This window comes from Streptomyces sp. NBC_01142 (assembly GCF_026341125.1).
GTDB lineage: Bacteria > Actinomycetota > Actinomycetes > Streptomycetales > Streptomycetaceae > Streptomyces.
On record NZ_JAPEOR010000002.1, the window covers coordinates 75,375 to 94,518 of the forward strand.

General features: G+C 70.6%; 19 protein-coding genes. 8 read left to right on the plus strand and 11 right to left on the minus strand.

Annotated features, from left to right (window positions below; all coding sequences use genetic code 11):
* Positions 1–86: 86 nt before the first annotated feature.
* Positions 87–479 (minus strand): ankyrin repeat domain-containing protein, encoded by a 393-nt coding sequence (locus tag OG883_RS17640; protein ID WP_266541896.1) that lies wholly within the window; start codon positions 477–479, stop codon positions 87–89.
* Positions 480–791: 312 nt separating this feature from the next.
* On the opposite strand from OG883_RS17640, the gene OG883_RS17645 reads away from it, so the two are divergent.
* Both OG883_RS17645 and OG883_RS17650 read left to right on the plus strand, forming a co-directional pair.
* Positions 792–986 (plus strand): hypothetical protein, encoded by a 195-nt coding sequence (locus tag OG883_RS17645; protein ID WP_266541901.1) that lies wholly within the window; start codon positions 792–794, stop codon positions 984–986.
* Positions 987–1,041: 55 nt separating this feature from the next.
* The gene (locus tag OG883_RS17650; RefSeq protein WP_266541903.1) at positions 1,042–2,640 is read left to right on the plus strand and encodes an ATP-binding protein; all 1,599 of its coding nucleotides are present in this window, start codon (positions 1,042–1,044) and stop codon (positions 2,638–2,640) included.
* 1 nt (position 2,641) lies between these two features.
* Here OG883_RS17650 and OG883_RS17655 read toward each other — a convergent pair whose 3' ends face one another.
* Positions 2,642–4,141, minus strand: coding sequence for a PLP-dependent aminotransferase family protein (locus OG883_RS17655; RefSeq protein WP_266541905.1), 1,500 nt, complete (start codon positions 4,139–4,141; stop codon positions 2,642–2,644).
* Positions 4,142–4,205: 64 nt separating this feature from the next.
* Here OG883_RS17655 and OG883_RS17660 point away from each other — a divergent pair, with 64 nt between their 5' ends.
* From OG883_RS17660 to OG883_RS17675, 4 genes are all read left to right on the plus strand, one after another.
* Positions 4,206–4,889, plus strand: coding sequence for a YitT family protein (locus OG883_RS17660; RefSeq protein WP_266541907.1), 684 nt, complete (start codon positions 4,206–4,208; stop codon positions 4,887–4,889).
* Entirely contained in the window at positions 4,886–5,650 is a 765-nt protein-coding gene (locus tag OG883_RS17665) for a glycerophosphodiester phosphodiesterase (RefSeq protein WP_266541910.1), read from the plus strand. Before OG883_RS17660 ends, OG883_RS17665 begins: the two co-directional genes overlap by 4 nt.
* 40 nt (positions 5,651–5,690) lie before the next feature.
* The gene (locus OG883_RS17670) at positions 5,691–7,037 is read left to right on the plus strand and encodes an MFS transporter (RefSeq protein ID WP_266541913.1); all 1,347 of its coding nucleotides are present in this window, start codon (positions 5,691–5,693) and stop codon (positions 7,035–7,037) included.
* A gap of 255 nt (positions 7,038–7,292) precedes the next feature.
* On the plus strand, positions 7,293–7,667 hold the full coding sequence (locus OG883_RS17675) for an RNA polymerase-binding protein RbpA (protein ID WP_161311542.1): 375 nt from the start codon (positions 7,293–7,295) through the stop codon (positions 7,665–7,667).
* Positions 7,668–7,884: 217 nt separating this feature from the next.
* Here the strand turns inward: OG883_RS17675 and fxsA are convergent, their stop codons facing one another.
* The 4 genes from fxsA to OG883_RS17695 form a co-directional block, all read right to left on the minus strand.
* Positions 7,885–8,469: an FxsA family membrane protein gene (gene fxsA, locus OG883_RS17680; protein WP_266541923.1), complete on the minus strand. Its 585-nt coding sequence runs from the start codon at positions 8,467–8,469 to the stop codon at positions 7,885–7,887.
* 101 nt (positions 8,470–8,570) lie between these two features.
* Positions 8,571–9,338, minus strand: coding sequence for a polyprenol monophosphomannose synthase (locus OG883_RS17685; RefSeq protein ID WP_266541926.1), 768 nt, complete (start codon positions 9,336–9,338; stop codon positions 8,571–8,573).
* A 496-nt stretch (positions 9,339–9,834) separates the two neighbouring features.
* Positions 9,835–11,475: an amidohydrolase gene (locus tag OG883_RS17690; protein WP_266541929.1), complete on the minus strand. Its 1,641-nt coding sequence runs from the start codon at positions 11,473–11,475 to the stop codon at positions 9,835–9,837.
* Between the two features lie 9 nt (positions 11,476–11,484).
* Positions 11,485–11,925, minus strand: coding sequence for an Lrp/AsnC family transcriptional regulator (locus OG883_RS17695; RefSeq protein ID WP_266541932.1), 441 nt, complete (start codon positions 11,923–11,925; stop codon positions 11,485–11,487).
* A gap of 205 nt (positions 11,926–12,130) precedes the next feature.
* Between OG883_RS17695 and OG883_RS17700 the strand changes: the two genes are divergently transcribed.
* Complete coding sequence (locus OG883_RS17700; protein ID WP_266541935.1) at positions 12,131–12,535, plus strand: hypothetical protein; 405 nt, start codon at positions 12,131–12,133, stop codon at positions 12,533–12,535.
* Between the two features lie 12 nt (positions 12,536–12,547).
* Here the strand turns inward: OG883_RS17700 and OG883_RS17705 are convergent, their stop codons facing one another.
* Positions 12,548–13,618 (minus strand): phosphotransferase family protein, encoded by a 1,071-nt coding sequence (locus tag OG883_RS17705; RefSeq protein ID WP_266541937.1) that lies wholly within the window; start codon positions 13,616–13,618, stop codon positions 12,548–12,550.
* 192 nt (positions 13,619–13,810) lie between these two features.
* Between OG883_RS17705 and OG883_RS17710 the strand changes: the two genes are divergently transcribed.
* Positions 13,811–14,104 carry a hypothetical protein gene (locus tag OG883_RS17710; RefSeq protein ID WP_266541939.1) on the plus strand — a complete coding sequence of 98 codons (294 nt, stop codon included), beginning with the start codon at positions 13,811–13,813 and terminating at the stop codon, positions 14,102–14,104.
* Between the two features lie 98 nt (positions 14,105–14,202).
* Here OG883_RS17710 and OG883_RS17715 read toward each other — a convergent pair whose 3' ends face one another.
* The 4 genes from OG883_RS17715 to OG883_RS17735 form a co-directional block, all read right to left on the minus strand.
* On the minus strand, positions 14,203–15,327 hold the full coding sequence (locus OG883_RS17715) for a hypothetical protein (protein WP_266541942.1): 1,125 nt from the start codon (positions 15,325–15,327) through the stop codon (positions 14,203–14,205).
* 381 nt (positions 15,328–15,708) lie between these two features.
* On the minus strand, positions 15,709–16,881 hold the full coding sequence (locus tag OG883_RS17725) for an acyl-CoA dehydrogenase family protein (RefSeq protein ID WP_266541948.1): 1,173 nt from the start codon (positions 16,879–16,881) through the stop codon (positions 15,709–15,711).
* Positions 16,882–17,349: 468 nt separating this feature from the next.
* Complete coding sequence (locus OG883_RS17730) at positions 17,350–17,529, minus strand: SCO1431 family membrane protein (protein ID WP_266541951.1); 180 nt, start codon at positions 17,527–17,529, stop codon at positions 17,350–17,352.
* 120 nt (positions 17,530–17,649) lie between these two features.
* A complete protein-coding gene (locus tag OG883_RS17735) occupies positions 17,650–19,026 on the minus strand; it encodes a peptidase C39 family protein (RefSeq protein ID WP_266541954.1) in 1,377 nt (458 codons plus the stop codon).
* Positions 19,027–19,144: the final 118 nt, after the last annotated feature.

Below are 19,144 nucleotides of genomic sequence, written 5' to 3' on the forward strand. Positions count from 1 at the left end.
GCGTCATGATGACCCACCCATTTCGCCACCGCGACCACATTTACGGCGTCCCTCTCAGCGACTGTCGCAAGCCGCTCAGCTGCCGCTCACTGGCCGCCGAACAGCTCCAGGAGGTCTGTCTTCCCAAACATCCGCGCAGTATCCATCGCGGAGGGGGTGCCTGCCGTCGGGTCGGCGCCGCCGGCCAGCAGCGCACGGATGACCGCGTCCTCGCCCTTGAAGACGGCTCCGGCGAGCGGGGTCTGGCCGCGGTCGTTGGCCCGGTCCGGCTCGGCGCCGCGGGCGATGAGCGCCTCCACCGCCGCGGCATGCCCGTGGTAGGCGGCGAGCATGACGAGTGTGTCGCCGCGGTCGTTGGTGAGGTTCGCGGGGACGCCGGCGTCGATGTACGCGGCGAGGGCCTCGGTCTCTCCCTGACGCGCCAGATCGAAGACCTTGGTCGCGAGCTCGATCACCTCGGGATCCGGGGCTTCACTCATCGGACTGACCGCCTTTCCCTGCGTTGACCTGGCCTGTCACGCACGGCAAGGGCAGCCGTACGAGTGAATCGACAGAGTACTGCCCGGACGCCGGGATGACGTGGCCCGCCCGCGGCAAGGATCACTGCGACGAAGTCCCGGGGCAGGCACTGTGCCGTGCAGCCGCGCAGTGTGCCCGCCGACCCGCGGGCCGACGTCCGCCAGTGCAGTGAAATACCTAGAATTTCACCCATTTGCACCTTTTATCACATAGATACTTCCTGTGATCCTGGAAGAACTCATGGTGACTGTCCCCTCAACCAGGAGAACCTCATGATCCTGTCGATCTCAGGCGTCGTGCTGCTCGGAATCATCGCCTTCCTCTTCTTCCGGAAGGACGGGCTCAAGGCGTCCCACGCATGTGTCTGCGCACTCTTCGGCTTCTATCTGGCCGGCACCGCCATCGCCCCGAGCATCACGGCCGGCGGCGCGAGCCTCGCCGGCCTCCTGGGCGGGATCAAGTTCTGACGCCCGCCGACCCGCTCAGCATCCTCAGCACCATCAGCACCCCCAGGAGACCGATGTGGCGCGGCGACCACTCCCCCGCATTCTGAGCAGCGGCAGCGCACAGATCGCGCGGAGCCGCGAAATCGCGCGGACGGCCGCCGACAGCGCCACGGATGTCCTCCATCCGTTGATCACGATCACCCGTGGTCTGCGGCGGCTGGCCGCCGAGGCCGGGCGCAAATGGGCGGGCGCCCCCAAGGAACGGCGTGGTCCCACGCTGTTCCTGGTCGCAGCCTGCGTCCTGGTGGTCGCGCTCATCCCGTACGGGCCGCTGGTCGCCCTGATCTCGGTGATGGCCGCGGCCGCCTGGAAGGGGCGCGTGCGTACGCCGGTGAAGACCGGGCCCGACGAGGCGGAGAGAGGGCGGCTACAGGCCCTCTACGAGGCTCTCGTGCCGTACTTCTCCGTGGCGGAGGATCCGGATCCGCTCTTCGCCCACGGCGGGGACTGGAGCAAGGCCTTCACCGAGTTCACCTTCGACGACAACGGGCGGCTCACCCGGCTCCAGGTCACCTACCCCGCGTACTTCACCGACGGCGAGCCCGCGTCCCGGGCCCGGATCGAGCAACTGCTGCACGCAAAGTCCGGGCGCGGGCGCGAGTATCTGTTCACCTGGGAGGAGGAAGGCAACCACCTCGTGATGAGCGTGCTGCCCGCCCTGCCCACGTCCATCGCGGCCCAGCGTTTCGTCGCCGTCCCAGGCGAAACGGTTCTGGGCTTCACCGACGCCGACGCGGTGCAGCGCACCGTGCCGGTGACCGAGGGCGAGGAAACCCGGGACGCGCCGCCGGTCATCTGGCGCACCGGGCCCCGCTCGACGGAGCCGCACCTGCTCGTGGTCGGCGAGCCGGGCAGCGGCGCCACGACCCTGATGCGCTCGATCGCTCTCCAGGCCCTGCAGCACGGAGACGTACTGATCATCGAGGGCAGTGGCACCGGCGAGTACGCCTGCCTGGCGGGCCGCGCCGGCGTGCTGGCCCTCGAGTGCGGGCTGGCCGGGGCGCTGGCGAGCCTGGAGTGGGCGGCGCACGAGACCGAGCGCCGGCTGATCGCGGCGAACCGGGCCCGGCAGGCCGGGCATGCCGTGCCCGAGGACACCAAGCGTCCGCTGTGGATTCTGCTGGACCGGCCGAGCATCTTCGGTCATCTGGCAGCGGCCGACGGGCACACGGATCCGCAGGAGCTGCTGCAGGTGCCGCTGCGTCACGGGCGGGCCGCCCAGGTGACGGTGGTGGTGGCCGAGCAGTCCGACAGCACGGACGTGCTCACCGAGGCCGTACGGACGCACACCCGGGCCCGGGTGGTCCTGGGTCCGGCCGGGTTCGACCAGGTGGAGTCCGTGCTCGGGATGAAGCCGCACACCACGCCGACGTCCGACGTCCCGCCCGGCCGCGGATACGCACGGCTCGGTACGGGCCCCGTCCTGAGGCTTCAGGTGCCGGCGACCCCGGACCCCTACGACGAAGCGACGACCGAGGCGCACCGGCAGGCCGTGCTCGATCTGCTGCCGGAGCGGCAGGAGAGGGTGGAGGCAGCCACTCCGGCCGCCGCAGCTCCCGCCCCCGCTCCTGCCCCGGCTGCCGCCACCCCGGCTCCCGTACCGGCCGAGGGCTGAGTCAGGCGACGAAGGTCCGCGGCGCCTCCGTGCCGGTGCTCGCACCGGTCTCGACGAGGCGCGCGGCCGCCGCCAGCCGTACCGCCGCCTCCTCGGCGACCGGCCCGCCGACCGTGAACGGCAGCCGTACGTATCCCTCGAAGGCGCCGTCGACACCGAACCGGGGCCCCGACGGCACCCGCACTCCCACCCGCTCGCCGACCTCGGCGAGCCGGGATCCGGACAGACCGCCCGTACGCGCCCAGAGCGTCAGCCCGCCCTGCGGCACATCGAACTCCCAGTCGGGCAGCTCCCTGCGTACCGCCGTGACCAGCGCGTCACGGTTGTCACGGGCCTGGGTGCGCCGGAGGGCGACGGCCTGTTCCCAGCCCCCGGTCTGCATCAGCCAGTTGACGGCGAGCTGTTCCAGTACGGGCGTGCCCAGGTCGGCGTACGCACGCGCCGACACCAGCGAGCGGATCACGTCCGGCGCCGCGCGCACCCATCCGATGCGCATGCCGGCCCAGAACGCCTTGCTGGCGGAGCCGACCGTCAGGACCGTACTGCCGGCCGGGTCGAAGGCACAGACGGGCCGCGGCATGTCGACGTCCGCGTCCAGGTACAGCTCGTTCATGGTCTCGTCGACGACGAGGACCGTGCCGCCCGAGCGTGCGGCGTCCACGAGGCGGCGGCGCTGGTCCTCGTCGGCGAGGGCTCCGGTGGGGTTGTGGAAGTCGGCCACCACATAGGCGAGCCGGGGTGCCGCGTCGCGCAGCACCTGCCGCCATCGGGGCAGGTCCCAGCCGGTCAGCCCTTCGGCCATGGCGACCGGCACGAGCCGGGCTCCTGCCTCACGCATCAGCTGCAGGATGTTGGCGTAGGAGGGGGACTCCACCGCGACGCGCTCGCCGCGCCCCGCGAAGAGATGGCAGATCGCGTCCATGGCACCCATCGCGCCGGTGGTGACCATGATCTGCTCGGGCATGGTGGGGATGCCGCGCTCGGTGTAGCGGTCGGCGAGCATCTGGCGCAGCGCGGGTACGCCGGCCGGATAGTCGCCGTGGGTGTGGGCGTACGGGGGCAGTTCTTCGAGCGCTCCCTGGAAGGCCCGGGTGAGCCAGGGCTCGGGAGCGGGCAGCGCCGCGGTGCCGAGGTCGATCACCGAGCCGAGCGACTCGGGCGGCAGGGGTTCCAGGCCACGTGCGGGCAGCGGGTTTCCTGCCGGTACGGCGGTCCAGCTGCCCGCTCCCCTGCGGGACTCCAGGAAGCCTTCGGCGCGCAGCGCCTCGTACGCCGCCGCCACCGTGGTGCGGCTCACGGAGAGGGAGAGGGCGAGTTCGCGTTCGGCGGGGAGCCGGGCGGCCACGGGGACGCGGCCTTCGAGGACGAGCAGCCGGATGCCGTCGGCGAGGGCGCGGTAGGCGGGCGGCTTTCGGGTGCCGGGGCCGGCGGGGCGGGACTGCTGGGAGGTGAGCTGCCGGGCGAGCTGCGCCGCGCCCACCGCTGAGGTCCACTGCGTCATAAAAGTCAGTCCACCTTCCTCGAATTGGCCATGGTTGGCGTCTGTTCCGTAGCCACAGAGTGTCATGCATCAGTCCACGATCACCACAAGGGGCGTCATTGTGTCCGCGTATCTGACCCGCAGGCTCGTGCAGCTGTACATCGGTCTGACGCTGTACGGGGTGAGCTCGGCGCTCCTTGTACGCGGCGGGCTCGGGCTCGAGCCGTGGGGAGTGCTGCATCAGGGGCTGGCAGAGCGCACCGGGCTGACGATCGGTGTCATCTCCATCATCGTCGGTGCGCTGGTGCTGCTGCTGTGGATTCCGATCAGGCAGCGGCCGGGGCTGGGCACCGTCTCCAATGTCTTCGTGATCGGCATCGCGATGGACGGAACGCTCGCCGTGGTCCCGGATGTGCACGGCCTGGGCCTGCAGATTCCGCTGCTGGTCGCGGGCATCGTGCTCAACGGCGTGGCCACGGGCCTCTACATCTCGGCGCGTTTCGGGCCGGGCCCGCGGGACGGTCTGATGACCGGGCTGCACCGCCTCACCGGCCGGTCGATCCGGCTGGTCCGTACGGCGATCGAGGTGGCCGTGGTCGCGACCGGCTTCGTACTCGGCGGCTCGGTCGGCCTCGGCACGGTCGCGTACGCCCTGGCCATCGGCCCGCTGGCTCAGCTGTTCCTGCGCGTTTTCGCCATCCCCGAGGCGGACGGTGGCAGCACCGTGGTCGCCGGCGGGACACCGGAGCAGGCGATACTGCGGCAGTGACCCACGTACGCCACCCCTACCTGGACCATCCCTCCGTCCTTGCCTTCGCCCATCGCGGCGGGGCGGCGGACGGGATCGAGAACACCGCGGCCGCCTTCCGGCGGGCCGCCGAGACCGGCTACCGCTACTTCGAGACCGATGTGCACACCACCGCGGACGGGAAGCTCCTCGCGTTCCATGACGCGACGCTGGACCGGGTGACGGATGCGCGCGGCAAGATAGCGGCGCTGCCCTGGAGCGAGGTCCGGCAGGCCAGGGTGGCGGGCAGGGAGCCGCTGGCACTGTTCGAGGAACTGCTCGAGGAGTTCCCCGAGGCGCGCTGGAATGTGGACATCAAGGCGGAGTCCGCGCTGGTTCCGCTGGTCGACCTGGTCCGCCGGGCGGGCGCGTGGGACCGGGTGTGTGTCGGCTCGTTCTCGGAGGGCCGGGTGGTGAGGGCGCTGCGGCTGGCGGGACCGCGGCTGGCGACCTCGTACGGGGTGCGGGGCGTGGTGGGTCTGCGGCTGCGCGCGTACGGGATACCTGCCGCGCTGCGCCGGGGCGCGGTCGCCGCGCAGGTCCCGGAGACCCAGGGCGGCATCCGGGTGGTGGACCGGCGCTTCGTACGCGCGGCGCACGAGCGCGGACTCCAGGTCCATGTGTGGACCGTCAACGACCCGGATCGGATGACCGCTCTCCTGGACCTCGGGGTGGATGGCATCATGACCGATCATCTGGAGACGTTGCGCACGGTACTGACCGACCGGGGGGTCTGGGTCTGAGCCCCGCGCGTCTGTGCGGGGACGAGTGAGGGGGCGCGGAGTGACGGCCGACACCGCGGACCGGACTGCCGGGACGAGCGAGCGCAGACGCGAGCAACGCGGCTGGTACTTCTACGACTTCGCGTGTTCCGTCTATTCGACGAGTGTGCTCACTGTCTTCCTGGGCCCGTACCTGACCTCGGTGGCGAAGGCAGCTGCCGATGCCGAGGGTTTTGTGCATCCGCTGGGCGTTCCGGTGCGGGCGGGTTCGGTGTTCGCGTACGCGGTGTCGATCTCGATGATGCTGGCAGTGCTGCTGATGCCCCTGGCAGGCGCGCAGGCCGACCGTACGGGCCGCAAGAAGCCGCTGCTGGCGGTCGCCGCATATGTGGGGGCGGCCGCGACGACGGCCATGTTCTTCCTGGACGGCGACCGGTATCTGCTGGGCGCGTTCCTGCTGATCGTCGCGAACGCGTCGCTGTCGGTGTCGATGGTGCTGTACAACGCGTACCTGCCGCAGATCGCGGAGCCGGACGAGCGGGACGCGGTGTCGTCGCGGGGCTGGGCGTTCGGCTACACGTCGGGCGCACTGGTGCTCGTCCTGAATCTGATCGTGTACTCCGGCCATGACTCCTTCGGACTCTCGGAATCCGAGGCGGTACGGATCTGTCTGGCCTCGGCCGGGGTGTGGTGGGGCGCTTTCACACTGGTGCCGCTGCGCCGGCTGCGGGACCGCCGGATGGCGCCGAGCGGCGACGGGGCGGTGGGTTCGGGTTGGCGGCAGTTGACGGCCACGCTGCGGGACATGCGCCGGCATCCGCTGACGCTGTCGTTCCTGCTGGCGTATCTCGTCTACAACGACGGGGTGCAGACGGTGATTTCGCAGGCCTCGATCTACGGATCGGAGGAGCTGGGTCTCGATCAGACGACACTGATCACGGCGGTGCTGCTGGTGCAGGTGCTCGCGGTGGTGGGCGCGCTGGGCATGGGCCGACTGGCCAGGACGTACGGGGCCAAGCGGACGATCCTGGCGTCGCTCGCCGTCTGGACGCTGATTCTGGCGGCCGGATACTTTCTGCCTGCCGGGGCACCGCTCTGGTTCTACGGCCTGGCGGCGGCGATCGGACTCGTACTGGGCGGCAGTCAGGCGCTGTCGCGCTCGTTGTTCTCCCATTTGGTGCCGCGCGGCAAGGAGGCCGAGTACTTCTCGGCCTATGAGATGAGCGACCGTGGGCTGAGCTGGCTGGGGCCACTGGTGTTCGGGCTCGCATACCAGCTGACCGGCAGTTATCGGGATGCCATCATCTCTTTGGTGGTCTTCTTCGCGCTGGGCTTCGTCCTGCTGGCGCGGGTGCCGGTGAGGCGGGCCGCGGCCGCCGCGGGCAACCCCGTGCCGGAACGAATTTAGACGTTGAAGTGAAAGGCCGGTAGTGTACGCCTTTGGCTTGCCAGGCGGACCGTTACTGCGTGCTGATGAAGTGAAATCATTGGGTGACACTTTCTGTCAGATGTGACAAACCGGGCACTGGTGGGTACAACAAGGGGCGGCACGACGGGCGACGCATGACCCGGAACGGGAATCTTTACCGCCGACCGGACGTTGACCGGATGACGACGACAGCGACACCTGTCCTGTGGGCGACAAGCCCGGGAGGCACGATTCATGAGTGAGCGAGCTCTCCGCGGCACGCGACTCGTGGTTACCAGCTACGAGACGGACCGCGGCATCGATCTGGCCCCGCGCCAGGCGGTGGAGTACGCATGTGAGAACGGACATCGCTTTGAGATGCCGTTCTCCGTGGAGGCGGACATTCCGCCGGAGTGGGAGTGCAAGGCGTGTGGCGCCCAGGCACTCCTGGTGGACGGCGACGGCCCCGAAGAAAAGAAGGGCAAGCCTGCGCGAACGCACTGGGACATGCTCATGGAGCGGCGCACTCGCGAGGAACTGGAGGAAGTGCTGGCCGAGAGGCTGGCGGTCCTGCGTTCCGGCGCCATGAACATCGCTGTGCACCCGCGGGACAGCCGGAAGTCCGCCTGACCGCGTAAACACCGCATCAAGCAACACAACAGCACAAGCACGACAAGAGCCGCGGGCTGTGACACACGGAGTGTGTGCCACAGCCCGCGGCTCTGCTGTGCCCGGGGGCGGACCTCGGACCTCCCCCTCGGTCCCCTGCGGTCGCCGTCCCCCTGGCTACAGGGGGCAGGTCAGTGCGTTCCTGAGCAGACCTGAGCGACCTGAGCAGCGGGGCGGGTCAGTGCGTCAGCGGGGGCCGGGGGCCCTCGTTCTCGTAGCGGCGCGGGGCCGGCGTCCCGTCCTGGTGGATGACCTCGCCCTGGACGACCTTTCCGTCCGGGCGGCGCATACGCGCCTGCTGGAAGGCATCGCCGAGACTGCCGGGCGCCGCAGCGCGCATCCGGCGCTCCAGCGACTTCTCCGCGTACCGCCCGAGCTTCGCGCGGACGGGCGGCGCAAGAAGCAGCAGGCCCGCCGCGTCGGAGATCAGGCCGGGCAGCATCAGGAGCAGTCCGCCGAGCATCAGAAAGCCGTTTCCGGTGCTGCCGGTCTCGGCGGCAGCGGGCGGGCTCTGGCCGGTCTGCTGTTGCTGGAGGGTCTCGCTCAGACTGCGGAAGGCGCGGCGGCCGGCCCGCTTGATGACGACGGCACCGAGGATGCCGCCACCGACGAGCAGAGCAAGGACGGTGAATCCGCCGGCCGCTCCGGCCACGAGGGTCAGCAGCCAGACCTCGAGCACCAGCCAGGCGGCGATGCCGAGGGGGACCAAGGAGCGGGCGCGAGAGCGCTTGGGGGCTGTTGAGGGCGATGCGCCGGTCGTCATGCCCCCAGTGTGCCTGGACGCCCGCCCGAGCGGCGTAAGGGGGCGATCAGGAAGATCGCGCGTACGGACAGAGGGCAGGAAGAGGGCGGGCAGGGCGGCGGTCAGCCGGACTTGCGGCCGAGGAGACGATTCGCCCGGCCGCCGACTCCCCAGGCGGTGACCCGCCACAGCGCCTCCACGACGATGTCCCGGCTCATCTTGGAGTCGCCCAGTTCGCGCTCGACGAAGGTGATGGGGACTTCGACGACGTGGTAACCGGCAGCGACCGCCCGGCGGGCGAGGTCGACCTGGAAGCAGTACCCCTGGGAGGCAACCTCGGACAGGCCCAGACCCTCGAGGGTCTCCTTGCGGAAGGCGCGGAAGCCGCCCGTGATGTCACGGAGCGGCAGACCGAGGAGCAGCCGGGAGTAGGTGCTGCCGCCGCGCGAGATGAACTGACGGTGCTTCGGCCAGTTGACGACACGGCCGCCGGGGACCCAGCGGGAGCCGAGCACCAGGTCGGCGCCCTTGAGCGCGGTCAGCAGCCGGGGCAGCTCCTCGGGCTGGTGTGAGCCGTCGGCGTCCATTTCGACCAGTACGCCGTAGCCGTGTTCGATTCCCCAGCGGAAGCCCGCAAGGTAGGCCGCACCGAGGCCTTCCTTGCCCTTGCGGTGCAGGACGTGCACCTGGTCGTCCTCGGCCGCGAGTTCATCGGCGAATTTACCGGTGCCGTCGGGGCTGTTGTCGTCGGCGACGAGGATGTCCGCCTCGGGCACGGCAGTGCGCACCCGGGAGACGATCGGCTTGATGTTCTCGGCCTCGTTGTAGGTCGGGATGATCACCAAGGCTCTGCCGAGCGGGCCGTACCGCCGCTGACCGCCGTCGTTCACTGCTGCCCCTTAATGTCCGTACACAGAGCCCCACCATAGCGAGCGCCGGCGGCAGGTCTCGCGCGGCACGGACCTGGGCCCGGGTGAAGAGCAACGGATCGGGGCCCGGCGTCCTTCGGGCCGACCTGGGACCCGCTGGCTGCGGATCGACCGAGAGCCGTTGTCTACTGAACGCCGGGCCCCACCCGGGTCGCACCTGCCGGCCGGCTGAAACCTTCCCTCGCCCCCGAGGCGCGGGCGCTGAACCTGGCTCCCAGTGGAGGTGCGCCGGTGCGGCACACCGCCCCATGACCCAGCGGCGTTCGACGACTGCGTGGAGGTCCAACCGGTCGGACATCCTGTGGTGGACTCGGCCGAACCTACCGGCCGGTGGGCGCTCGCTGTCAACAGTCGGTCGATCTGCGCGCTTTGCCCGAATCAGCAGGTCAGGGCAGAAGATCCGCAGGTCGCGGACGAGCGCGGAGAACATCGATCGGCGGTACGAAATGTCCGCACGTCACTCGTTCGGCCTCGCAAAGACGGTTTGTCCGAAGACCACCGTCCGCAGGCAGCGCGGGAGTTCCCCGCCGGGGGTGAGATCGGGCAGGCCGGGCGTGCCGGAGCGGGGGTCGGTGGACCACCGGGCGACCCGGTCGTCGGGGGCCTGGACCACGAGTTCCTCGGTGCGCCAGACCGCGTAGTCGGCGGGGGCGCCGGGGACCAGCACACCGGCGTCGTCGCGGCCGATGGCACGCCAGCCGCCGCGGGTATGGGCGGTGAAGGCGGCCCGTGCGGAGATGCGGTGCTCGGGGGTGCGGTGGAAGGCGGCAGCGCGCACGGTGCCCCAGGGGTCGAGCGGGGTGACGGGGCTGTCCGAGCCGAAGGCGAGGGGGACCCCGGCGCGCAGGAGTGCGGCGTACGGGTTGAGGGTGCGGGCCCGCTCCGCGCCCAGGCGCTGGGCGTACATGCCGTCCTCGCCGCCCCAGGCCGCGTCGAAGGCGGGCTGGACGGAGGCGGTGAGACCGTACTCGGCGAAGGCGGCGATGGTCTCGGGGGTGAGCATCTCGGCGTGTTCGACGCGGTGCCTGGCGGCGCGGACGCGCGCGAGGCCGAGGGATTCGACGGCCGCCCCGATGCCGCCGACGACAGCGGTGAGGGCGGCGTCGCCGATGGCGTGGAAGCCGGCCTGGAGTCCGGCCTCGGTGCAGGCGGTCACATGGGCGGCGACGGCCGCGGCGTCCAGGTGGGCGGCGCCGGTGTGGGGGGCGTCGGCGTACGGGGTGTGCAGGCAGGCGGTGTGGGAGCCGAGGGAGCCGTCGACGAAGAGGTCACCGGCCGCGCCGATGGCGCCGAGCTCGCGGATGCGCCGCGCGTCCTTGGCGCCCTCGACGTGTTCGGCCCAGTAGCCGACGACCCGCGGGCCGGGCTCCGCCGCGGCGAGCCTGAGCAGTGCGGTGAAGTCGCCCTCGTCGGAGATGTCGGGCCCCGCGCACTCGTGGACGGTGCCGATGCCGAGCGAGGCGGCGTGGGCGAGCGCGGCACGCTGGGCGGCGGCACGCTGGGCGGGTGTGACGGCGCCGTGGGCGGCGCTGCGTACGGCGTGGTGGGCGGCGGCGGTGAGTGGCGCGTCCGGGTGGTAGCCGGTCAGGCCGGTGATGCCGGGGACGAGGTCCAGCAGCGCGGTGGTGACCACGGCGGAGTGGACGTCGATCCGGGGCAGGTAGAGAGGGCGGCCGCCGCTCGCCTCGTCGAGTTCGGCACGGGACGGGGGGCGCTGCTCGGGCCAGCGCGTGGCGTCCCAGCCGTGGCCGAGGAGAACCGTGTCGCCGGGGTGTGCGGCACTGTGCTCCCGTACGAGACCGAGGGCATCGGTCAGAGTGCGGGCCCGTGACAGGTCGAGGCCGGTGAGGGCCAGGCCGGTCGCTGTGGTGTGGACGTGTGCGTCGGTGAACGCCGGGGTGACCAGGGCGCCGTCGAGATCGATCACCTCGTCGACACCGCTCGCGAAGGCGTCGGCGGCGCCTTCCGAGCCGACCCACGCGACGTGTCCTCGTTCGACGACCATCGCGGTGGCGAAGGGGTCGGCGGGGCTGTGGACTTCTCCACCGCGCAGCAGCACGGTGCGGTGGTCGCTCTGGGGGGCGGCGCTCTCGGTCATGGGACCAGCCTAGATACGCGGCGGGCGTGCCTCGTACGGGGTGGAGAGCACGACGGTGGTGCGGGTGGAGACGCCGGACAGGGAGCGGATGTGGGTGAGCAGATGCTCCAGCTCCAAAGGCGTCGCGACGCGCACCTTGAGGATGTAGTTCTCATCGCCCGCGACGCTGTGGCAGGCCTCGATCTCGGGGACGTCGGCGAGGCGTTCCGCGATGTCGTCGGGGGCGCTGGGATCGAAGGGCTTGACCGAGATGAACGCGGTGAGCGGCAGCCCGACCGCTTCGGGGTCGACGACGGCGGCATAGCCGCGGATGACACCGCGCTGCTCGAGGCGGCGGACACGCTGATGCACCGCCGAGGTGGACAGGCCAGTGGCCTTGCCCAGGTCGGTGTAGCTCATCCGCCCGTCCTTGACGAGCAAATCCACGATCTGACGATCCAGCTCCTCCATGCGGATCAACCTATTGCCCCGGATGGCTTCCGGCACAGTCGGCGGCAGCGTGAAGGGGGCACCTGCGGCAGGCATGTGACGAATGCCACAGGCGCCGCGCCCGGTCCGCCGTGACCGCACGGTTACCTGGCTCGCGCGAGGGGAATTGCTTGCTGTGGTCGAGGCCGCACGTGCCTGGTCGGCCCACCAGAGGGGGAGATTCTCCATGCAGAGCCTTGAGAACACCGAACGCACCGAACCGGAGCCTGTCGATTCGGCCGATCCGGCGGATACCGACGAACTGGACGCCTACGACACCTTTGAGATGTACCGGGTGATCTGCCCGGACTGCGAGCAGCCGATCGCGCTGCTGGCGGACGAGGACGTCCTGCCGGAGCATGCGCTGTGCCCCACCCCATGGAATCCGTTCGGCCTCACCGTGTGCGCCGGTACCGGCCGGGCGGCCGGCGACGCGTCTCCCGCGGACGAGACGCTGGAGGTCCAGGAGCAGGACACCGCACTGCTGTTGACGCTCCCTCAGGGGCTCGACTGGCGGACGCAGCCCTTCTCGCACGTCGGCGGTCCGGGCTCGCGTCCCTTCAAGGTGACGCGCATGCGCGGCGCGGCCTGAGCCGCGGGTCGGTCACCAGTAGCTTCCCTGCACCATCGCCGCGAGAGTGGCGTGGTGCAGGATGAGGCTGTCCGGGTCGTCCGGCACCTGTGTTTCACCGAAGTGGACCTGCCGGTAGGCCACTCGGAGCATCACGATCGCGTGCCGCAGCGCGGCATAGAGGGTGTAGAACTCCATGTCGCGCGGGCGGTGTCCGGTGAGCTGTTCATAGCGCTGTTCCACGGCGTCCCGCCGCAGGAAGTCGGGCAGTCCGCGCTGACCGAAGCCGACCGTCAGATCCTGGAAGAACCGGTGCAGATAGATCGTCCAGCCGAGGTCCGTCTCGCGCGGGGCGTAGGCGGCCATCTCCCAGTCGAGTACGGCCGCGGGCTCGAAGCCGGCGTAGATGATGTTGCCGATACGTGCGTCGCCCCAGTTCAGGACGGTCTCACCGGTGTTCTCGGGCCAGTGGGTCTCGAGCCGGTCGAAGGCGCTCTCGATGAGCGGTGATCGCGGCAGCCCCTCCACCACCCAGGCGTAGTAGGCCCGTTGGGCATCGACATGGCGGCGCAGCGCACTGCCCTGCCGGGGCGGGACCGGGTGCTGGTCGTGCAGCCGGGCGATCAGCGAGATCGTGGCCTCTTCGAGGCGGGCGCGTTCGGCGTCGCTCGCGGCGTGCAGCCAATTGCCTTCGTACGTATAGGGCATGACATCGGGCGGCACCCGGCCCTCGACGCGCTCCATCACGAAGAAGGGCGCCCCCAGGGGCCCCGGGTCCTCCTCCAGCCACAGCACGCGCGGTACGGGGACGTCGGTGTGCTCGGCGACGTCACGCATGGTGCGGTACTGCAGGGCCATGTCGTACACCGGGAAGATCGTGTACGCGGCGGGGTCGGCGGCCAGCCGCAACGCGCAGGCCCGGACGGGCGGTTCCGGATGCTCGATGTCGAAGAGCAGCGTCTCGCTCGACATTCCGTTGGATTCGGGGACCCGCACGCCACAGACCTTGGCGCCGGGCAGCCGCGCGTGCAGCCAGTCGGTGAGCCGGCGGGCGAGTTCCTCGGGATCGCGGGTGGTGGTGCGGGGGCGTGGTGCGGTGGCCATGGCGGTGCTCCTCGCTGTCGGATCTGCCGGAACTGCCGGTCGGTCGTTGCCGGTGAACGGGCGTGGTGAACAGCGCATTCGGCGGTGGCGGCTGCTTCCGCACGCCGGTGACCTGTCGTGACCGTTCGCGTACTTTCAGTGACATCAGCGGGTCGCATCGAGGCGGCTCGCGATACCGGAAGGAGCACGCGCATGATGCGACGTTTGGCGACGACCCTTGGGGCGCTCGCGGCCGCCGCGACGCTTGCACTCGCCGTCCCGAACTCCGCGTATGCGGCCGAGGGGGTGCTGTTCATCAACGGCGTCGGGCACATCGACCCGCGCGGGTGCTATCCCGTCAACTGGTTCCCGTCGTCCGTCACCAACCACACGAACGCCATCGCCGAGGTCCATAACGGGCCCTACTGCACGGGCCGGGTGGAGCGGCTCATCTACCCGGGTGAGACGTACTACACGGAGACCGCGCAGAGCGTCTTCATCCTCTGACCGGTGTCCCGCCGCGGCCGGCCGGCCGGGGCCTGCGGGGCGTGCGGGACTTCTCCCGCACGCCCTGCGGGCGGACGGCGCTGCTTCCACCACACGCCTCAGCCGGCGACCGAGTCGTAGCCGGTGAAGCCGCTCGGGTCGTGGCGGCCGAAGGTGCCGTGCTCGAAGATTCCGTAGCCCGTCTGCCCATCCAGAGAGAAGCGGGCGACGTGGTCGGTGACGCCGTACGCGGCCATGGGGTGCGCGGCAGCGTCGGAGAGGTCGTAGGTACGCCGGTCCCGCCAGCCGCGGCCCTGCCAGGTGCCGTGCTGCCAGTCGGTGGCGGGCGGATACCCCGCACCTACGGCGAGCGGCGACGAGGCGAGGATCTCCACACCGAGTTCGAGGGGTTTGCGGGCCGGGTCGGTGAGGTGGACGACGGCGCTCCGGGGGTCGCGGATGCCGGGGCGGTAGGTGATATCAGCCTGCGGCCAGCCGAGTTGGGTGTCGGGCCGGCCCTCGCGGACGAGAACGGCCTCATTGAGCGTGCGGTAGCCGTCGGCGTCCTCCTGGGCGATGACCATCAGGAAGCGGTCCTCGAAGCGGACGGGGATCCAGAGCCAGTGGAAGCCTGCGGGCCGCAGTTCGTCGGCGGCGCGGCCGCCCTCCTCGCCGGGGATGGGCCGCACGCCCCAGCTGCGGTCTCGGGTTCCGGTCCACTCCCCCGCCGTCACGGGTATCTCTTCTCCGTCGGCGCGGATGACGCCGCTGCAGCTGCCCGCCTGGACGAAGCGGCGGCCTTCGAGCATGAGGCGGTCGCCACGGCGCTGGATGTGGTGCGGTTCCCATACGGCGGGGAATTCGGCGTTCCAGGTGATGTCGTACGAGAGCGAGCCCGGGTCTTCCGGGTCCGCGTCGCAGTGCAGGGTGAGGCGGCGCAATGGTTCGTCGACGGTGATGCGCAGCGGGCCGACGGAGAGGTTCATCCGGTCGTCGGCGAGGGCGTCGGAGGCGCGTACGGCATGCAGCCGGTCACCGAGTCTGAGGGTGGCGTAGGCGTCGATCACACCGGTGTTGGGGTAGACGCCGAGGCCGGCGATGAGCAGGGCGCGGCCTTCGTGATCGAAGACCTGGAAGATGCACCGGTCGTAGGCGTTGCGGTCGCCGGTGACGAGATGCTTCATCGACAGCGGCGCCTGGTGGACGGGGTACTCGTCGAGAGGGACCGGGCGGTCGTCGGACACGGCTGACCTCCTGGGCGGCAAGGGAATTGACGGTACGTCAGAAACCCTGCCGGAGACCAGAGCCGGGAGCCGTTCTCGTGTCACCCCGAGTCGCGGATGAGTACGGATGAGTAAGGAGTGAACTGGCGCCCGATTCGCCCCGGCGGTAACCCCGCCGGGGCGCAGGACGTTGGCCAGACATGACCCTGCTGTACTCCGCGACCGCTCACGGTCGGCGTCGGCTGGCGGCGCCGGCACCTGAAGAATCGGTTCCGCATCCGGCCGATCCGCCCATCTACGGGGAGCTGCTGCGCCAGTGGGCGAGCAGCGGCAAGACGCTGCCGGGGCGCCGCGACCCCGAGTGGAGCAGGCTCACGGCGCCGCCGTCACCGAGCGGGCGGGTCAGCGCGTCTCAGGCCCGGCCAGGTGACGGGCGATGACCATGCGCTGGATCTGATTGGTGCCCTCGACGATCTGGAGCACCTTGGCCTCGCGCATATAGCGCTCGACGGGGAAGTCCAGGGTGTAGCCGTAGCCGCCGAGCACCTGGACCGCGTCGGTCGTGACGCTCATGGCCGCGTCCGTGCAGAAGAGCTTGGCCATGGCGGCATGCCGGGAGAAGGGCTGTCCGGCGTCCCGCAGCCGGGCGGCGGCGAGATAGAGCGCACGGCCCGCCTCGATCCGGGTGGCCATGTCGGCGAGCATGAAGCGCAGCCCCTGGAAGTCGGCGATGGGCCGGCCGAACTGCTGACGTCCTGTCGCGTACGCGACGGCCTCGTCCAGTGCGGCCTGGGCGACGCCGATGGCGCAGGCGGCGATGCCGAGCCGCCCCGAGTCGAGCGCGGAGAGCGCGATCGCGAATCCCTGGCCCTCCTCACCGATGCGGCGGGCATCGGACACTCGCACCCCGCCGAAGTGGAGCTGGGCGGTGGGCGAGCCCTTCATCCCCATCTTCTTCTCGGGGGCGGCGGCGTTCAGGCCCGGTACGTCACCCGGAACCAGGAAGGCCGTGATGCCGCGGGCGCCCTCCCCGCCGGTGCGGGCCAGGACGGTGTAGAAGTCGGCGACCCCGCCGTGGGTGATCCACGCCTTCGTCCCGGTGATGACCCAGGCATCCCCGTCCCGTACCGCCTTGGTGCGCAGGGATGCGGCATCGGAGCCGGAGGAGGGCTCGGAGAGGCAGTACGCGCCGAGGAGCCCGCCGCCGAGCATGGCGGGCAGATGCTCGGCCTGCTGCTCCTTGGTGCCGTAGCCGGCGAGCGCATGGCAGGCGAGCGAGTGGACGCTGACGCCGAGGCCGACGGTGAGCCGGGCGGCGGCGAGCTCTTCGAGGACCTGGAGGTAGACCTCGTACGGCTGGTCACCGCCGCCGTACTCGCAGTCGTACGGAAGCCCGAGCAGTCCGGACTCGGACAGAAGCGAGAAGATCTCGCGCGGGAAGTGCCCGGAGTCCTCCTCCTCGGCCGCCCGGGGGGCGATCTCCCGCTGGACGATGTCGCGTACCAGGGTGATCAGATCCCTGGACTCCTCGGTGGGCAGTTGACGTTCCACCGGCTGCGGGGCGCGGTCGGGCATTACGGCGCTCTCCTCCCTGTCGGGCGCTGCGACGGTCGCGCGCGAAGGGTGTGGGCGCGCCGCCGGTCTTCCTGCCAGGCCGATGCTGCCCTTTCGGATCACGAAAGAGCTTCGGCGGCGGCTGTGGCGCGTTGAGTATGCCCGATCAGCGGGCGCCCGTCACGGGTGGGCAGGAATCGTTCCGGCAACCTCCCGTCGCCCGGCTCACGACCCGGTCACCGAGCGGTCATCGGGTGATCACCGAGCGGTTCGGTACCCCGTGCACCGCGCGGTCGCCGTTCGTTGAAATTGGTCCGAACCATGAGTTCGACTGGTCCGGTCCTTCTGTCGTTCCCCGGCCGTTCTGATCGCATTCACGCCAAGCGGGCCGATGGCCGACAGCACCATCCCCCACTCGCCCAGGCGAACGGCACGACTCCGCAGGCGTCCTGATCCGGCCCCGCGGGCCAGGCGTTCTCGCCGAGGTGTCTACAGCAGTCCGGCCTGGGTGACGAGCATCGCGAGGACGACCACGAGGGTCCAGCCGAGGACATGCTCGAGGATCTTGGAGCCGTCCTCGGGGCCGCCGGTGCGGGTGCGGGTTTCGGCACGCTCGGCGGTGGCGGCTGAGGCAGTGGCTATGGCGGTGGCCGTGGCCGTGGCGGTCATGGTGCGTCTCGTTCAGTCGTCTGGCAGGTGGACGTCCCCCCGTGACCCGACCACAGTGCCAGCGATACCGGCCCCGGGGTAGAGACGTACGTCACTGCCCCCAAGGGCCGGCCCGGTGCCTCAGTGGATGCCGACGGCCGCCAGAGCCCGGCGTTGGGCGGCTGTCGGATGGGCCGGCCAGTACAGGTAGCAGACACCGCCTGTGCCGGAGACCACATTGCCGCTCGCGTTGTGGCGCTTGGTGCGGAGCCAGATCTTCTCCCACTCGGCGCGCCGGTAGACACGGCGTACGGCGTCATTGCTGGGCGAGGCCGGATCGTTGGCGATCACATCGCCGTCGGCGGTGAAGCCGATCACGGTCATCAGATGCCCGGCAGTGCCGTAGCCCGCCCCGGTCAGTTCCTCCTTGAGGAAGGACTGCGACGTTATGGCCGGGATACCCGCCCGGATCAGCGTCTCCAGCTCTGTGAGCGAGGAGAGCCGGGTGACGACGGCGCTCATGTCCCGGTACGTCGCGGCGTAGGCGGCGTTGAAGGGCCAGTTCCCGCAGCCGTCGTACTGGTGGTCGAAGGTGAAGCGGGCCGCGTGGCAGACCTGCGGGTCGGCGAAAGCGGGATTCACCCAGGCCAGGTCGGCGGCGGCGGGCTTACGGCCCCAGTACTCGACGATCATCTGGGAGGAGGTGGGGCTGCACCAGGCCTCGCCGCCGTTGTCGTACTCCGGGTACTGGCCGACGTGCGTGTTCTGCGAGTACCGCGGTACGGGCAGCTCACGGGTGACGCCGGGCGTGGATGCGGGGACGCCGAACCGGTCCGGGATGTCGGACGCCATCGCACCCAGCCGCCACACGGTGGGCGTGAGCTTGGTGCCCGGCTTGCGGTAGAGGGTCAGCCGCAGCTCGTACGAGTCCAGCCGCAGCCCGCTCGCCGCGTCGTCGATCGAGAAGGTGTCGGTCCAGATGGCGGCCTTGCCGTCACTCTGGCCGTCGAGCGAGGTACGGCGGATGTCGCCGTCGCCGGACGCCCAGCGGCCCATCACGAACCACGGCGTCCGGGTGGAGTCGGAGTAGCGGCCCCGCAGCTCGACCTGGAGCCAGGTCCCGGCCGGGGTGTGGGCGTTCCAGGAGGCGATGACCTCGGTCGCGGGCACCGTCGAGGAGTGGACGGGCGAGGTCCAGGTGGCGTACTCCCAGGTCGCACTCCGTCCGGTGTGCGGGTCGGTGTAGGCGGTGCGGCCCGCCGGGTGGGCAATGACCAGAGCGGGGCGGCGACTCGCGACCGCCTGAGTGCCGGCCGCGACACCCGAGCGCCAGTCGGCGTACGAGGCCCAGAAACGGTTGTCCACCTGGGGGGCGGCGCGGGGAATCCGGGTGGAGCGCCCGGCCCCCGCGGTCGGCGCGGCGGCAGCGACCGGGGCGGCGGAGGACAGCGCGCCCGCACCTGCCGCAGCCGCGATGGCGGCGCCCAGCACGGTTCTGCGCGATGTGGATCTGGCCATGGGACCCCCAAATCGGGTGCGCGACAGTGGGGCAACTATCGCGGGTCCGGGCGGACTTCTGCCAGCACCTCGGGCCGCGTTGCTCGACCAATATTGGTCTGACCCACTGGGCGTGACC

Excerpts from the sequence above, each read along its gene's own strand:
- OG883_RS17640 (WP_266541896.1), bottom strand. The coding sequence starts at position 479 with ATGAGTGAAGCCCCGGATCCCGAGGTGATCGAGCTCGCGACCAAGGTC.
- OG883_RS17645 (WP_266541901.1), top strand. The coding sequence starts at position 792 with ATGATCCTGTCGATCTCAGGCGTCGTGCTGCTCGGAATCATCGCCTTC.
- OG883_RS17655 (WP_266541905.1), bottom strand. The coding sequence starts at position 4,141 with ATGACGCAGTGGACCTCAGCGGTGGGCGCGGCGCAGCTCGCCCGGCAG.
- OG883_RS17660 (WP_266541907.1), top strand. The coding sequence starts at position 4,206 with ATGCATCAGTCCACGATCACCACAAGGGGCGTCATTGTGTCCGCGTAT.
- OG883_RS17675 (WP_161311542.1), top strand. The coding sequence starts at position 7,293 with ATGAGTGAGCGAGCTCTCCGCGGCACGCGACTCGTGGTTACCAGCTAC.
- fxsA (WP_266541923.1), bottom strand. The coding sequence starts at position 8,469 with ATGACGACCGGCGCATCGCCCTCAACAGCCCCCAAGCGCTCTCGCGCC.
- OG883_RS17690 (WP_266541929.1), bottom strand. The coding sequence starts at position 11,475 with ATGACCGAGAGCGCCGCCCCCCAGAGCGACCACCGCACCGTGCTGCTG.
- OG883_RS17695 (WP_266541932.1), bottom strand. The coding sequence starts at position 11,925 with ATGGAGGAGCTGGATCGTCAGATCGTGGATTTGCTCGTCAAGGACGGG.
- OG883_RS17700 (WP_266541935.1), top strand. The coding sequence starts at position 12,131 with ATGCAGAGCCTTGAGAACACCGAACGCACCGAACCGGAGCCTGTCGAT.
- OG883_RS17705 (WP_266541937.1), bottom strand. The coding sequence starts at position 13,618 with ATGGCCACCGCACCACGCCCCCGCACCACCACCCGCGATCCCGAGGAA.
- OG883_RS17710 (WP_266541939.1), top strand. The coding sequence starts at position 13,811 with ATGATGCGACGTTTGGCGACGACCCTTGGGGCGCTCGCGGCCGCCGCG.
- OG883_RS17725 (WP_266541948.1), bottom strand. The coding sequence starts at position 16,881 with ATGCCCGACCGCGCCCCGCAGCCGGTGGAACGTCAACTGCCCACCGAG.
- OG883_RS17730 (WP_266541951.1), bottom strand. The coding sequence starts at position 17,529 with ATGACCGCCACGGCCACGGCCACCGCCATAGCCACTGCCTCAGCCGCC.
- OG883_RS17735 (WP_266541954.1), bottom strand. The coding sequence starts at position 19,026 with ATGGCCAGATCCACATCGCGCAGAACCGTGCTGGGCGCCGCCATCGCG.